This window comes from Burkholderia alba (assembly GCF_034721475.1).
GTDB lineage: Bacteria > Pseudomonadota > Gammaproteobacteria > Burkholderiales > Burkholderiaceae > Burkholderia > Burkholderia alba.
This window is the reverse complement of the sequence record NZ_JAWJWL010000005.1, coordinates 244365-260123: the sequence shown is the minus strand read 5'-3', so window position 1 is coordinate 260123 and position 15759 is coordinate 244365. Positions and strand designations below refer to the sequence as shown.

Below are 15759 nucleotides of genomic sequence, written 5' to 3'. Positions count from 1 at the left end.
TGCGAGTTATGTCGAACTCCTATTTGAAGGGAAAGCTGGTTCTGGTGACGGGTGGCGCGAAGAATGTCGGCAAGGCGATTTGCCGGCGCTTCGCGGAAGAAGGCGCACACGTCATTGTCAATTTCTTTCACTCTCTGGATGCGTCCAAGCAGACCGTGGAGGAACTGCGCGCGCTGGGCGCGACCGTCGACGTGATGCGCGCGTCGGTTGCCCAGCCCGCGCAGGTCGATCGGATGTTTGACGAAATCGAAACAAAGTACGGACGACTCGACATTCTCGTCAACAATGCGGCGTCCGGCGCGCTGCTGGGTGTCGACGACATCGAATCGGCGCATTTCGATCGCGCGCTGGATACCAACCTGAAGGGCGCGTTCTGGTGCGCCCGGCGCGCGGCGAAGCTGATGGCGCGCTCGGGCGGCGGGGCGATCGTCAACGTGTCGTCGGTCGGCGCGACGCTCGTGCCGGCCAACTACCTGGTGGTCGGTACCGCGAAGGCCGCGCTCGAATCGCTGACCCGCTATCTCGCCGTCGAGTATGCGGACCAGGGCATTCGCGTGAACGGCGCGTCGTCGACGCTGATCGACGGCGACGTCGCCGCGCAATTCCCCGATCCCGCCAACACCAAGCGGTCGAGCATCGCGGCCACGCCGCTCAAGCGGCTCGCGACGGCCGACGATCTGGCGGAGGTGGTGCTGTTCCTCGCGTCGGATGCGGCACGCTGGATCACCGGCCAGGTGGTGGTGGCGGACGGCGGGCTGTCGTTGTGCAGCGAAGGACTTTCGCCGCGCCGGGAATGGGCCGCGACGCCCGACACGGGTGCGGCGGCGGGCGTTCCGGCCGCCGCCGTGGCCGCCGCCAACCCGAGCACACCGCCGGCCGCCGGCTTCGCGGAACCCGCCGCGCCGGCCGTCATGACCCGGGCGGCAGACACCCCGGCCGCGACCGCGGCTGCCCGTGCCGCCGCGCCGTCCGGCGCCGGCATCCCGTCGGCCGCCGGCGCCGCGACGTCACCGGCTACCGCCGGCGCCACCCCGGCCGCCCCTTCCGGCGACGACGAAGGCGACGAGATCGCGGTGGTCGGCATGGGGCTCGCGCTGCCCGGCGCGAACGACCCGCAAGCCTTCTGGCGCGCACTGCTCGACGGCCCCGAGCTGTTCGGCAACGTCCCGCCCGACCGCTGGGACTACCGGTCGTTCTATTCGCCGGACACGTCGGCGGAGGACAAGAGCTACCAGTCGCGCTCGGTGTTCATCGAGCGCTTCGCGCCGGAAGCCGGCTTGCAGGCGGAGATCGACGCGGATGCCGCGCCGCGCGAACTGACGACGCTGTGGCTGCGCCACTCGCTGCGCCAGGCGCTCGCGGGCGTGCGGGTCCGCCCCGGCGACCGCACGTCGTTCCTGGTCGGCTACACCGCCGACGGCAGCCAGCACCTCGAAGAGGGCATGGTGCTGGCGGCGGCGCGCGCCCGTCTGCACGCGGTGCTCGACGACGCCGGCGCGACCCCGGAACAGCGCGAGCGCACCGCCGCGCGGATCGAGTCGGTGCTGCAGGCCCGCTACGCGCGCGGCACGGGCGAACTGGCCGATTTCTTCCCGCACCGGGTCGGCTTCAACGCGATGAAGGGCGTGCTGCCCGACGACGCGGAATACATGATGGTCGACACCGCGTGTTCGTCGTCGCTCTATTCGGTCGACCTCGGCATCAAGGGCCTGCTGCTCGGCAAGCATGACGTGGTCGCGTGCGGCGGCGCGTTCGCGCTGGCGCCGCGCGGGTCGATCCTGTTCTCGAAGCTGCACGGCCTGTCGCGCAGCGGCGAGGTGCGGCCGCTCGACCGGGCCTGCGACGGCGTGCTGTTCGCCGACGGCGCGGGCGTCGTGATCCTCAAGCGGCTCAAGCGCGCGCTCGCCGACGGCGACCGCGTGCTGGGCGTGCTGAAGGCGTTCGGTTCGTCGTCGGACGGCAAGGGCAAGGCGATCTACGCGCCGAATTCCGCCGGGCAGAGCATCGCGATCCGCCGCGCGTATCAGCAGACCGACATGCCGCAGGAGGCGATCGACTGGGTGGTCGCGCACGCGACCGGCACGCCGGCGGGCGATCTCGCCGAGTTCCAGAGCCTGAAGAGCATGATCAAGCGCGACCGGCCGGTACAGGTCACGTCGAACAAATCGCTGGTCGGGCACACCGGCTGGGCGGCGGGCGTCGTGTCGCTGATCCAGGTGCTGCTCGCGCTCGAACACGATCGCATCCCGCCGCAGCATCGCTTTGCCGCGCCGCCGGACGAATTCGAATTGGCGACGAGCGGCTTCGCCATTCCGCAGCGGCCGGTCGACTGGCCGCCGCGACGCGACGGGCCGCGCGCCGCCGCCGTATCCGGCTTCGGGTTCGGCGGCACCAACGGTCACCTGGTCGTCAGCGAATACCGGGCGGACCTGCCCGCGGCCGCGCCGGCCGCGCGCTTCAGCCGCGAGCCGCTCGCGATCGTCAGCTGGTCGGCGAAATTCCCCGGCCTCGGCGACGCGGCGGCGGTCGCGGGCTGGCTGAGCGGACAAGGCGCGGCGCCGGAGGCGAGCTTCGGCCCGACTTATCCGCTGCCGAGCTTCGACCGGGTGCGGATGCCGCCCGCCGTGCTGCGCGCGCTCGACCGCTGCCAGCTGATGGCGCTCGACGCCGCGCACGACATGCGCGAACAGTTGCGGAGCTACTGGCGCGACCATGCCGACACGATCGGCATCGTGATGGGCCACATGGGGCCGACCCGCAACGCCGCGCTGTATGCGAGCCGCTGCTATCTGGACGACCTCTCGACCGCGCTGCGGGCCGCGCCCGACACGGCGTCGCTGCCGCAGCTGGACGACCTGCTGGCGCGCTTCGCCGCGAGGACGAAGTGCCTGGTGCCGCCGACCACCGAGAATGCGTTCCCCGGCATGATGCCGAACGTGATCCCGGCTCGCGTCGCGAACTACTATGACCTGCATGGGATGAACATGACGGTCGACGCCGGACACGCGTCGACGCTGGCCGCGTTCGAGGTGGCCGCGCGCTACCTGCGCAGCGGCGAGCTGGATATGGTGCTGGTCGGCGGGATCAACGGCAATTCGGCCGAAGAGGTGCAGCCGGCCTTCGGCCAGTCGCTCGCGGAAGGCGTGGTGCTGTTCGCCGTCACGACCCGGACCCAGGCCGAGGCGGCGGGCCTGCCGGTGCTGGCGTGGGTCGACAGCGGCCGCGAATTCGCGGCGCCGGCCGTGCGTCCGATGCTGCGCGATCGCGCGGGCCGCGACGTCACGTATGCGGGCGCGGATGCGGCGCTGTCGGTGCTGCAGGCGCTGGTCGGCGACGCGCCGGCCGCGTCGGTGTCGTTCGGCAACGATGGCGATCGCGCGCGCTTCGGTCTGCGGCTCGACCGGACGGCGCCGCCGGCGCGGGCCGGCAGCGCCTCGCCCGGCACGGCGGCCGTGGGTCGCCCGGACGCCGCGCCGGCGTCGCATGGCGCGCACCCGGTGGCCGCGCCCGCCCGATCGCCGCTGCCGACCACGCTCGCCGCGACCGACGTCGCCGCCGACGGCGAACCGCTGGGCGTGACCCGTTACCGGATCGATCTGCTGGAAACCGCCTGGGAGGCCGGGCGCGGATCGATCGCCTATCTGCCGCCCGCTTGCGTGATCGTCACGGACACGCCGGCACTGCTCGACGGGATCGACGCACCGCCCGATCTCGTCGTGTTGTCCACCCGGCCCGCCGCGCCCGGCGGCATCCGGGTACATGTCGTCGATACGCTCGACGAGGCGGCGCTGCAGGACAGGATTCCCGCCGGTACGCGCCATGTCCGCCTGCTGACGACGCTGCGCGCCAGCCTGCTGCCGGCGGGCCAACTGGCCGCGCCGTCGCCGGACCGGCTGAAGCTGCACGATCTGGCGTTCCTCGCCCTCAAGCGGTGCTACGACGACGTCGCGCAGCACGGCTCGTTCATCGCGCTGCTGCTGGACGCGACGGTTCGCGGCGTGCTGCATCCGGACGCCGGGATGTTCTCCGGGCTCGTCAAGGCGCTGGCGATCGAATTGCCGCACGCGCAATCGCTCGCGGTGTTCACCGATCGCACCGACCCGCGCGGCGCGATCGCGCAGGCCGAGCGCGAAAGCGGCGCGCGGCATCTGCTGCCGGTCGTGGCGCTCGACGGCGCACGGCGGCTGACGCCGCGCGTGACGGAGGAGGCGGGCACGTTGCCGTCCGACGGGCTCGCGCGGCTCGGGCCGGATTCGGTCGTCGTCGCTTTCGGCGGCGCGCGCGGGATCACGGCGGAGCTGATGAAGGCGGTCGCCGAGCATTTCCATCCGACCATCTACCTGGTCGGCAGCAGCGCGCTCGACGCGTACGGTCCCGAGGTGTTCGCGGGCAGCGACGAGGAATTCGCCCGCCGCCGCCCCGACTACATCCGCGAGCAGAAGGCGCTGCATCCGGCCATGCCGCTGCCCGTCATCATCAAGGCGTTCGAGCGCCAGGTGGAGGCGCGCGCGGCGCGGCGCAACATCGACGTGATGAAGTCGTACTGCGGCCCGAACAAGGTCCGCTATCTGCGCGCCGACGTGCTCGACGCGGAAAGCGTGCGCGCGGCCGTGCAGCGGATTCTCGCGGCCGGACAGCCGGTCGATCTCGTCGTCAACGCGGCGGGGCTCAACCGGTCTGCGTCGGTGCAGGTCAAGGCGTTCGACGATTTCGTCGCCGTGCGCGACATCAAGATCCGCGGCTACTGGAACCTGCGGCAGGCCTTCGGCGCGGCGCAGCCGCGCGCGTGGTGCAACTTCGGCTCGTTCATCGGCCTGACCGGACAGGCGGGCGAAACGGACTACGCGGCGGGCAACGATTTCCTGAACACGCACGCGACCTACAACAGCGCGCTGCTGAACCAGGACGAGTTCACGATCGGCTGGACGCTGTGGCGCTCGGTCGGGCTGGGCTCGAACCCGGTGACGCGCGCATTCCTCGAGAAGAGCGGGCTGTTCACCAGCATGCGGACCAAGGAAGGCATCCACCACTTCCTGCGCGAAATCAACCTGACGGCGCGCGCGCCCAGCTCCGTGCATCTCGGCGCGGCCGAGCGGCGGGCGATCGAGGCGCATCTGCCGGCGTTCTTCGATGCGCCGGCCGGGCCCGGCGCGCAACCCGGCCGGCACGATTTCTACCTCGGCCGCGAAGTGAGCCGCGGCGCCGACAGCGTGGTCTTCGAGCGGGTCTTCGATCTGGATACCGACGCGTACCTCCAGCACCACGTCGTCAACCGGTTCGCGACGCTGCCCGGCACCTTCGTGCCCGAACTGGCCGCCGAGGCCGCGCTGCAGCTGGTGCCGGGGCTGCGCGTGGTCGGCTTCCGCGACGCCGCGTTCCGGCATTTCCTGCGGGTCTACGATGCGCAGCGGCCGAGCACGAAGCGCATCCACGCGCAGCTCGCCGGCCGCGACGGCGATGCGACCGTCGTGCAGGTGCGGATCACGGGCGACGTGCTCGCGCCGAACGGCCAGGTGCTGGTGCGCGACAAGCTGCATTTCGAGATCAAGGCGCTGCTGGCGCCGAACTACGCGCAGGCGCCGTTGTGGCCGCAGCGGCCGGACGACGCGTATACGCCGATCGCCGATCCCTATCACTTCGACACCGCGCCGGTGCGATTGAGCGGGATGTTCGTGTCGACCACCGACACGGGCATGCGTCCCTCCGGCAAGACCGCGCGCTATCGGCTGAACGTCGCGTCCGACGATCCGGTGTTCTCGCGCTTCGCGGTGCCGAGCATCATGCTCGACGGACTCGCGCGCGTCGCGGTGCTGAACTACGTCGCGGACGACTACATTCCGCTCGCCGCGCCGGTGTCGATCGGCCGGATCGATCTCTACGAAAGCGGCAACGACTGCGAGCTGGCGCAGCGATACGACCGGATCGACCTGTCGGCGACGCCGGGCGAATTCGCGCTGGAGGGCGGCCACGGCGGCAACCGCTTCGTCGCGTCGCGGCCGGACGGCCGGATGCTGATGCAGATGCAGGACGTCACGGGCGTCGTGATCGGCTACGTGCATCGCGCGACAGGCGCCTTCGCGACCAAGGCCGAGGTCGACGCGCTGATCGCCGGCCGCGCAGCAGAGCGGGTCGTGGCATGAGTACGCACCGATTGGCACCCGGCCCGCGCGGCAGCCTGATGATGGGCAACCTCGCCGAATACAAGCGCAATCCGATCACGATGCTGCTGCGCCTGCAGCAGCAGTACGGCGACGTCGCGCGCAACCGGCTCGGGCCGTTCCTCACGCATGCGCTGGCGCATCCCGATCACGTCCAGTACGTGCTGCAGGAGAACCATCGCAACTACGTGCGCGGCCGCTTCTACGACAACTTCAAGATCTTCTTCGGCGACGGCCTGCTGACCACCGACGGCGAGTTCTGGCGCCGCCACCGCCGCGCCGTGCAGCCGCTGTTCCACCGCAAGCAGGTGGAGATGCACACGGCCGCGGTCGGCGATGCGGCGCTCGCGCTCGCGAATCGCTGGAGCGCGCTGCCGCCGGGCGAAGCGGTCGACGTCGTCGAGGACATGATGCATCTGAGCCTGCGCATGCTCGGCCTGATGGTGTTCAACACCGACATCTCGACGCACGCGGAGGAGGTCGGCCCGGCGGTGCGGTTCGGGATCCAGGCGATGATGCCGCAGGGCAACCTGAACGATTTCGTGCCGCGCTGGGCGCCGACGCCGTTCAATCGGCGGATCGCGAAGGCGCGCCGCAGCATCGATTCGATCATCGCGCGGATCATCGCGGATCACCGCGAGGAACGCTGCGAGCCGAGCGACGTGATCTCGATGCTGCTGAACGCGCGCGATCCCGACACCGATGCGCCGATGACGCAGCAGGAAGTGCACGACGAAGTGATGACGGTGTTCCTCGCCGGACACGAGACGACCGGCAGCGGGCTCGCATGGGCGCTGTATGCGCTCGCGCAGCATCCGGGCGTGCTGCGCCAGCTGCGCGAGGAACTCGACGCGCGGCTCGGCGGGCGCGCGCCGAGCCTGCAGGATTTCGAGCACCTGCCTTATCTGTCGCAGGTCGTCGACGAGGTGCTGCGCGTCTATCCGCCGATCTGGGGCTTTACGCGCGATCTGGTGGACGACGACGAGATCGGCGGCTTCCATATCCCCGCGCGTTCGTCGGTCTTCATGTCGCCGTACGTCACGCACCGTCACCCGGCGTTCTGGACCAACCCGGATGCGTTCGATCCGGAAAACTTCGCGAGCCACGCGCCCAGCCGCCACAAGTACGTGTACTTCCCGTTCGGCGGCGGGATGCGCAAATGCATCGGCTTCCAGACCGCGCTGCTGCAGATGCGGGTGCTGACCGCCGTGGTCGCGCAGCACTTCGACCTGAACGTGCTGCCCGGCCACCCGATCGAACTCGGCGCGCTGATCTCGCTGCGGCCGCTGAACGGCATCCGCCTGATCATCAAGCCGCGCGAGCGTCAGCACAGCAGTCTCGAACACGTGCGGGACCAGGCGCGCTCGCGTCCGCTGCGCCCGCTCGGCGATACGGCGCCCGACGGTGAGCCTTTGCGGGAGCCCGCTGCGAATGCGTCGCCGGCCGCCGCGCCGCATCGGCCGGCCGCCGCGAGCGAGCCGGCGCCGCGCCGCGCCGCGGTGCCCGCGTGGCGCTACGTCTGGCAGCCGGTGCCGATCGAACCGGTCCCCGACACGCCCTCGCCGCACTTGAGCGGCAAGCGGATCGCGATCGTCAACGGACGCGCCAGCACCGTGGAGCGGGTGGCGGCCGCACTGGCCCGAACCTGCGCGAAGGTGGTGGTGTTCGCGCCGGCCGCGAACGCCGATCCGGCGGCGGCCGCGAAGGCGCTACTCGGCGACGCCGGACCGATCGACGGGATCATCGATCTCGGGCTCGAGGCGCCGTTCTCGCTGCAGGCGGCCGACCGCTGGGAGGCGCCGATGCGGCGCACCGTCGGGCTGCTGCAGGCCTGCTACGGCGATTGGGCGGCGGAGGAAAGCACGGCGCGGCTGTTCTATCTGGCCGTGACGTGGATCGACGGGCTGATGGGCTACGGCGATGCCGACGCGCAGCCGCTCGGCGGTCTGTGGGCCGGCCTCGCGAAAACCTTGCCGCAGGAGCTGCCGAACTGCAACGTGCGCGTGCTCGACGTGTCGGCGGACGAGACGCGCCGCGTCGATCAGCTGATCGTCAACGAGCTGTACCGCTGGGGGCTGTTCGAAGTCGGCTATCTGCAGGGCCGGCGCTACACGCTGCAGGCGCAGCGCCGGGAGTTGCCGCCGCTCGCGGTCGACGCGTGGCTGGAGCTGTCGCCGGGCGACACGGTGCTGTTCTCCGGCGGCGCGCGCGGGATCGGCCTGCTGTGCGCCCGCGCGCTGGCCGAGCAGCACGGCTGCACGGTGATCGTCACGGGACGCGAGGCGCCGCCCGACGGCAGCGAGCCGTGGATGGCGCTCGACGATACCGGCTTCAAGCGCTATTGCCACGAGCAGCTGAAGCTCGCGACGCCGGAACGCTCGCCGAAGATGATTCGCGACATGCTGCAGGGCCTGAAGCGCCGCCGCGAGCTGAAGGCGGCGCTCGACGAAATCGCCGCGCTCGGCCTGCCGGTGCGATACCGGGTGTGCGACGTCACGGATCCGGTCGCCGTGCGGGTGCTGTGCGACGAGCTGGGCGATGCGCTGCGGATGGTGATCCATAACGCGGGCGTCGACCAGCCGGTCCGGCTCGTGCAGAAGAGCGCGGACAGTTTCGTCGGCACGGTGCGCACCAAGGTGCTCGGTTTCGCGAATCTGTGCGCGGCGGTCCGGCATCGCCCGCGGCTCGTGCAGTTCTGCAACGTCGGCTCGCTGACGGGCCGCTGGGGCGGCATGACCGGCGAAACCGACTACGCGGCCGCGAACGAGGCGCTCGCGCGGCTCGGGCTGTGGGCGCACCGGCATGTGCTGCCGCCGTCGTGCAGCGTGAAGACGCTGGTGTGGCCGACCTGGGAAGGCGTCGGGATGATCACCAATTTCGCGGTCACGCAACGCTACATCACGCCGATGGACGTCGATGAAGGCGTGCGCCACTGGCTGCGCGAACTCGCGGCGCCCGACAGCGGCGAGGTGATGTTCATGGGCGCGGTCGGCCGCGCGCCGACGCCGGTGCAGATCAAGGGATTCCGGCCGATTCGCGAGCTGCCGAACCTCGGCGATCTCGTCACGCGCCATCACCATGCCGGCGATCCGGTGCGGTTCCGTCCGTTCAAGCGTTTCGAAACCCGCTACACGCTCGATCCGTCCGTCACGCCGTATGCGCACGCGTTCCGCTTCGGCGGCCGCGCCGCCTTGCCCGCGTCGCTGCTGCTCGAACATGCGTGCGCGGTCGGCGACTGGGTGATGCCGCCGACCGGCGAAGCGCGTTTTCTGAGCGAACTGGTCAACGTGACGCTGCATCTCGACACGCTGCCGCTCGCGGCCGGACTGGGGCAGCCCGTGACGCTCAGCAGCGAGGCGGTGGGCTATCTGATCGGCGACGTGTGGCGCGTCGACGTGCGCTGCAGCGACGCCGATACGCAGGCGGAGCGGCTGAACCTGACGCTCGTCTACCGGCTGCAGCCGGAGCCGGTCGGCGCGGTGCTCGCGCGGCCGCTCGGCTCCGTGCCGCAGCCGCCGCGAACGGCGGGCGCGCCGTTCGCGGCGTGGAACGGGGAACTGCTGCCGGCCGGCGTGTGGCATGCGTCCGACGACGACGCGACGGGCATCGCGCGGATCGGCCGCGTGCCGGCCGCGGACCCGCATGCGCTGTGGGCCGTGCCGGTGCCGCCGGAATTGCGTCTGCCCGTCAACCACATCGAGAACGTGCTGCGCGTGCTGCTGGCGGGCTGGCAGGCACGGGCGGAAGCGCTGCCGGCGATCTGGCGGATCGGCAGCGTGAAGCTCGCGCAGTTGCCCGCCGCGTCGGCCGATACCGTGGTCGAGTATGCGACGGGCCGCTTCGCGGTTCTCGATGCGCGCGGCTACGTGGTGCTCAGGATGGACGACGTTCGCGTCGCGCCCGCCGAGGCGGAGACCGGGACAACGCAGGCGGACGGCGAGATCGCCGCGCCGCTGACCGCATGACCGCCTGAGAGAACGGGCCAGGGAGCGAAAAAACATGACAAACCGCGACTACAGCAAGCGTTACTGCATCATCGGCGGCGGCGCCGCCGGCATCACGACGGCGAAGAACCTGCGCGAGCAGGGCATCGAGTTCGATCTGATCGAGCGCGAGGACGACGTCGGCGGCAACTGGTATTACGGCAAGCCGAGCAGCGCGATCTACCGGTCGGTGCACATGATCAGCTCGCGCGAGTTTTCCGAATACACGGACTACCCGATGCCCGCCGATTACCCGACCTACGCGCGCGGCGATCAGGCGCTCGGCTATCTGCGCGACTACGCGCGCAAGTTCGGCGTCTACGAGCATGCGGAGTTCAACCGCACGGTGCTGGAGATCACGCCGGTGCAGGACGGACTGTGGCGGGTCGAACTCGACCGCCACGAGATCCGCGAGTACAAGGGCGTGTTCGTCTGCAACGGCCATCTGTGCCGGCCTCAGGTGCCGGACTATCCGGGCCGCTTCGACGGGCTGCAGCTGCATTCGGCCCAGTACAAGACGCCCGAGGTTTTCAAGGACAAGCGGGTGCTGGTGGTGGGCGCGGGCAATTCGGGTTGCGACATCGCCGTCGAAGCCGTTCATCACGCGAGCGCGGTGCTTCACAGCACGCGGCGCGGCTACTTCTACTGGCCGAAATTCCTGTTCGGGATTCCGGCGGACCGCTGGGCCGAGTGGCCGCTCAAGCTGCGCATGCCGCTGTGGGCGCGCCGCTTCTTCGGCGAACGGCTGCTGCGCCTCACGACGGCCGGACAGCCGGAGGAGTACGGTCTCAGGAAGCCCGATCACAAGCTGTTCGAGTCGCACTTCATCATCAACTCGACGCTGTTCTATCACCTCGGACACGGCGATCTCGCCGCCAAGCCGGACGTGCGCGAGCTGAAGGGCGACCGCGTGGCGTTCAGCGACGGCTCCGAGGAGCCGGTCGACGTGATCGTCTATGCGACCGGCTTCGAGCTGAGCTTCCCGTTCCTCGACCAGTCGTACCTGAAATGGGACAAGGCAAGCCCGCGCCTGTACCTGAACATCTTCGACGTACTGCATCCGAACCTGTTCTTCATCGGGCTGTTCCAGACCTCGACCGGCAACTGGCCGTTGATGGACTATCAGGCGCAGCTCGTCGCCCGCTATCTGGTGGCGCGCGACGCCGCGCCGAAGAAGGCGGGGCGTCTCGACAGACTGATCGCCCGCGACGATTCGAACTGGAAAGGCGCGATCCATTTCAGCGACACCCAGCGGCACGTGATCGAGCTTGAACACTTCGCGTACCGGCTGGCGCTGAAGCGCCTGATCCGCGCGCTGCCGGCGCGGCGCGCGAGCCGCGCCGCGCAGCCGGATCTGGGCGCGACGGCGGCGGCGCGGGTGCGCGCGGGAGGCGCGTGATGAACATCGTGTCCGTCGACAACGTCAGCAAGACCTATCTGCTCGACAGCGTGGAGGTGATCGGCCTCGCGGGCGTCTCGGTGCAGCTCGAGGCGAATCGCTTCACCGTGCTGAGCGGGCCGTCCGGCAGCGGCAAGACCACGCTGCTGAACATGATCGGCTGCATCGATTGCCCGGATACCGGCAGCGTGACGGTGGCCGGCCAGGATACGGCCGCGCTGTCGGATAACGCGCTGTCGGATTTCCGCGCGCAGCGCGTGGGCCACATCTTCCAGTCGTTCAACCTGCTGCCGGTGCTGTCCGCCTACGAGAACGTCGAATACCCGTTGCTGATGGCGCGGCGGCCGGCGCGCGAGCGCGCGCAGCGCGTCGCGTACCTGCTCGACGCGGTCGGACTCGGCGGCAAGGGCGCGCACCGGCCGAGCCAGCTGTCCGGCGGGCAGCGGCAGCGTGTCGCGATCGCGCGCGCGCTGGCCGCGGGGCCGTCGCTCGTGCTGGCCGACGAGCCGACCGCTAATCTCGACAGCGTGACCGGCCAGGCGATCATCGCGCTGATGCATCAGATGCAGCGCGAGAGCGGCGTGTCGTTCATCGTGTCGTCGCACGATCCCCAGGTGCTCGACGCCGCCGACGCGGTCGTGCAGATCCGCGACGGCCGGATCGTCGGCCAGCGCCGCATCACGCAAGAGGCGGAACACTGATGCATACCTTCCTGTTGGCGCTGCGCAACCTGCAGCGGAACCGCCGCCGCTCGATCACGACGCTGCTCGCGATGATCGTCGGGGTCTGCGCGATCCTGCTGTTCGGCGGATTCAGCAAGGACATCACGCTCGGGCTGCAGACCGACTTCGTGCAGCGCAGCGGCCATTTGCAGATCCAGCGGCACGGCTATTACCAGTACGGCAGCGGCAATTCCGTTGCATACGGGATCCTGGGCTACGACCGTCTGATCGCGCAGCTGCGCGACGATCCGGTGCTGCGGCCGATGATCGCGGTCCTCACGCCGACCTTGCAGTTCGGCGGCATCGCCGGGAATTTCGCGGCGGGCGTGTCGCGCACGGTGCTCGCGCAAGGCGCGATCGCGGACGACCAGAGCCGCATGCAGACCTGGAACGACTACGGCTTTCCGCTCGGGCCGCGCTCGTATGCGCTGGCCGGTACGGCGGCGGACGCGGCGGTGGTCGGGTACGGCGTCGCGCGCGTGCTGCAGATGTGCGGCCCGCTGCAGGTGCCGGGCTGCGGCGACGGCGGGCTCGCCGGCGCGTCGTCCCCGGCGCCCGCGAGCGCCGCCGACGCGCCCGCCGACTTGATGGCGCTGACCGCCTCGGAGGCGCCCGCGCCGTCGAATGCCGGCCCCGCGACCCGCATCGAGGTGCTGGCGGCGAATGCCTACGGCGCGCCGAACGTCGGCAGTTTCACGGTCGTGAAGGCGGAGCGGCAGGGCGTGAAGGAGTTCGACGACGTCTATCTGGCGCTGCATCTGAACCGCGCGCAGCGGCTCGTCTACGGCGGCGATGCGCCGCGCGTGACCGCGATCGAACTGCAGCTGCGGCATACCGCGCAACTCCCCGCGGCGCGCGCGCGGCTCGATCAGCTGCTGGGCGGCCGCTTCGAGGGCCAGCCGCTCGACGTGCTCGATTTCGCGGCGCTGAATCCGTTCTACGACCAGACGAACCGGATGTTCTCCGTGATCTTCGGCTTCGTCTACGTGCTGATTGGCGCGATCGTGCTGTTCGTGATCAGCAACACGATGAGCACCGCGATCATCGAGCGGACCGTCGAGATCGGCACGCTGCGCTCGATGGGCGTGCGGCGCGGCGGCATCCAGGCGCTGTTCGTCTGCGAGGGCGCGCTGCTGGGCGTCGTGGGCGCGTCGATCGGCGTGCTGGTGGCGTTCGGGCTCGCCTTCGCCGTCAATCACAGCGGGCTGGCGTGGACGCCGCCCGCGCGGATCGACTCGGTCGCGCTGACGGTGCGGGTGTGGGGCGAGTGGCGGCTGATCGCGCTGACCTTCTTCGGTCTCGCGTGCGTGGCCGGTCTGTCCGCATGGCTGCCCGCGCGCCACGCGGCGCGCCTGTCGATCGTCGATGCGTTGCGGTACGTATGAAGGCGGATTTCCGATGAGATCAACAGGGAGGTGGAGCGTGCGGCGTGTGTTTCTGATGGGGTGGATCGGCTTGAGTCTCGTGATGGCGTGCGCGCAGGCGCAGGCGCCGACGCCGCCCGATCCCCAAAAACTGCTGGCGGCGAGCGACGCGATCCGGACCCCGCTCAAGTCGTTCGTGCTGACCGCGACGCTGATCGAGTACCGGTCCGGCAAGCAGGTGGACGGCAACACGCTGTCGATCTATTCGAAGCCGGACCAGCCGGGCGGCGCGTTCCGCACGCTGGTGCGCTTCGTCGCGCCGGCGCGCGATGCGGGCAAGCTGATGCTGAAGAACGGCAACGACCTGTGGTTCTACGATCCGGCGAACCAGGCGAGCATCCGCATATCGCCGGACCAGCGCCTGCTCGGGCAGGCGGCGAACGGCGACGTGGTGACCGTCAATCTCGCGCACGACTACCAGGCCGAGATGAAGGGCGAGGAGGACGTGACGGACGGCGACCGGCAGCCGCGGCACACGTACAAGCTGTCGCTGACCGGCAAGGCGGGCGGCCTCACCTATCACCGGATCGAGATGTGGCTCGACGCGGCCAGCAGCCGTCCGGTGAAGGCGAAGTTCTATTCGGAAAGCGATCGGCTGCTGAAGACCGCGTTCTATCGCCGCTATACGATGGAGCTGGGCGTCGAGCGTCCGACCGAGACGGTCATCATGGATGGCCTCGACCCGAGCTGGGTGACGGTGATGCGCTTCTCCGGGTACCAGTGGCAGGAGATTCCGGACGCGTGGCTGCAGCGCGACTACCTGCCCCGCTTCCAGGCCCAATGACGTTGAACCGGTTAGGTATACTGATTTTGACGATGGCGGCGGCACTCACGAACCCCGGCAGCGCGCGGGCGGACGATCCGGGCGATGCCGCGAACGCGGCGCTCGATCTGGCCGACGCGACGCCGGTCGCCGCGCCGGAGGCCGCGCGGCCGTGGAAGTTCAGCGTGCAGGATGCGGTGCGCTGGAGCGACTATCGCGCGGCCGACGCGTCGTGGCGCAACCAGCTGTCGCTGGAATTTCAGTTCGATCGCGCGTTGACGCCGTCGCTGAACGTCAATTTCGCGATGCGTTTCGACCGCTTCGATCCGCTGTCGCCCGACGCGGCCGCACATCGCGACGTCACACTGGTGAAGGAGGCTTATGTCAGCTGGAAGGTTTCGCCGTATCAGGTGATCGACGCGGGCCGCATCAACGAGCGGATCGGCGCGGCGGTGGGCTACAACCCGACCGATTTCTTCAAGGCGGGCGCGGTCAGCCTGGACGTGCCGCCCGATCCCGACAGCCGGCATACCAATCGGCTCGGCAGCGTCGGCGTGCGGGCGCAGCAGGTCTGGGATTCGGGCTCGGTCGCCCTGATGCTGTCGCCGCGTCTCGCGAGCCGCAGCCTGCCGGGCGACGCGTCCGCCGGCTCGGACCTGCAGCGCACCAACGGCGTCGACCGCTGGATGCTGGTCGGCAGCCAGCGCCTGAGCGCCGCGGTGCAGCCGCAGTGGGTGGTATATGGCGAAAGCGGGCAGTCGCCGCAGTTCGGCCAGAATTTGAGCGTGCTGCTCGGCAATGCGGTGGTAGCGTATGCGGAATGGGCGGGCGGCTATCGTCCATCGCTGATCGGACGGGCGACCGGCAGCAATGCCGACCGCGCGTTCCGCAGCAGTTCGGCATTGGGCGCGACGTGGACGCTGCCGGTGGATTTGTCGCTGACGGCGGAGTTCCAGAGCAACAGCGGCGGCGCCTCGGCGGAGCAGTGGCGCACGCTGCAGGCGGGCAACCCGCTCGCGTGGGGCGCCGCCGTGCAGTCGGCGATCGCCGCGCAGGAACTGCCGACGCGCCACGGCGTATTCGTGATGGCCGCGTGGCGCAATGTCGGCGTGCGCCGGCTCGATCTGACGGGCTTCATGCAGGCGGATCTCGGCGCGGGACGGCAGTATTGGCTGGAGCTGCGGCGCCGTTTCGACCGGTTCGACATCGCGCTGCAGTACCTGCGGCAGACCGGGCCGTCGTGGAGCCGCTTCGGCGCGATGCCCGAGGCGAGCAGCGTGCAGGTGCTGGGAATCTTTTACCAATAACGA

General features: G+C 70.0%; 7 protein-coding genes. All 7 read left to right on the top strand.

What is annotated here, in order from left to right; genetic code table 11:
- Positions 1 to 8: 8 nt before the first annotated feature.
- From RZR99_RS07710 to RZR99_RS07680, 7 genes are read left to right on the top strand one after another with little or no spacing between them, the layout of a single operon-like run.
- Positions 9 to 6140: an SDR family oxidoreductase gene (locus tag RZR99_RS07710; protein WP_323119153.1), complete on the top strand. Its 6132-nt coding sequence runs from the start codon at positions 9 to 11 to the stop codon at positions 6138 to 6140.
- Entirely contained in the window at positions 6137 to 10123 is a 3987-nt protein-coding gene (locus RZR99_RS07705) for a cytochrome P450 (protein WP_323119152.1), read from the top strand. The genes RZR99_RS07710 and RZR99_RS07705 overlap by 4 nt, the downstream gene beginning before the upstream one ends.
- A gap of 34 nt (positions 10124 to 10157) precedes the next feature.
- Positions 10158 to 11540, top strand: coding sequence for a flavin-containing monooxygenase (locus tag RZR99_RS07700; RefSeq protein WP_323119151.1), 1383 nt, complete (start codon positions 10158 to 10160; stop codon positions 11538 to 11540).
- Positions 11540 to 12241: an ABC transporter ATP-binding protein gene (locus RZR99_RS07695; protein WP_323119150.1), complete on the top strand. Its 702-nt coding sequence runs from the start codon at positions 11540 to 11542 to the stop codon at positions 12239 to 12241. Before RZR99_RS07700 ends, RZR99_RS07695 begins: the two co-directional genes overlap by 1 nt.
- Entirely contained in the window at positions 12241 to 13647 is a 1407-nt protein-coding gene (locus RZR99_RS07690) for an ABC transporter permease (RefSeq protein WP_323119149.1), read from the top strand. Before RZR99_RS07695 ends, RZR99_RS07690 begins: the two co-directional genes overlap by 1 nt.
- Before the next feature lie 55 nt (positions 13648 to 13702).
- A complete protein-coding gene (locus RZR99_RS07685) occupies positions 13703 to 14470 on the top strand; it encodes an outer membrane lipoprotein-sorting protein (protein ID WP_407655417.1) in 768 nt (255 codons plus the stop codon).
- Positions 14467 to 15756: a hypothetical protein gene (locus RZR99_RS07680; protein ID WP_407655416.1), complete on the top strand. Its 1290-nt coding sequence runs from the start codon at positions 14467 to 14469 to the stop codon at positions 15754 to 15756. The genes RZR99_RS07685 and RZR99_RS07680 overlap by 4 nt, the downstream gene beginning before the upstream one ends.
- Positions 15757 to 15759 lie beyond the last annotated feature (3 nt).

What these genes read in the sequence shown, in the direction of transcription:
- RZR99_RS07690 (WP_323119149.1), top strand. Translation starts at nt 12,241, where the DNA reads ATGCATACCTTCCTGTTGGCGCTGCGCAACCTGCAGCGGAACCGCCGC.
- RZR99_RS07700 (WP_323119151.1), top strand. Translation starts at nt 10,158, where the DNA reads ATGACAAACCGCGACTACAGCAAGCGTTACTGCATCATCGGCGGCGGC.
- RZR99_RS07710 (WP_323119153.1), top strand. Translation starts at nt 9, where the DNA reads ATGTCGAACTCCTATTTGAAGGGAAAGCTGGTTCTGGTGACGGGTGGC.
- RZR99_RS07685 (WP_407655417.1), top strand. Translation starts at nt 13,703, where the DNA reads ATGGGGTGGATCGGCTTGAGTCTCGTGATGGCGTGCGCGCAGGCGCAG.
- RZR99_RS07695 (WP_323119150.1), top strand. Translation starts at nt 11,540, where the DNA reads ATGAACATCGTGTCCGTCGACAACGTCAGCAAGACCTATCTGCTCGAC.
- RZR99_RS07680 (WP_407655416.1), top strand. Translation starts at nt 14,467, where the DNA reads ATGACGTTGAACCGGTTAGGTATACTGATTTTGACGATGGCGGCGGCA.
- RZR99_RS07705 (WP_323119152.1), top strand. Translation starts at nt 6,137, where the DNA reads ATGAGTACGCACCGATTGGCACCCGGCCCGCGCGGCAGCCTGATGATG.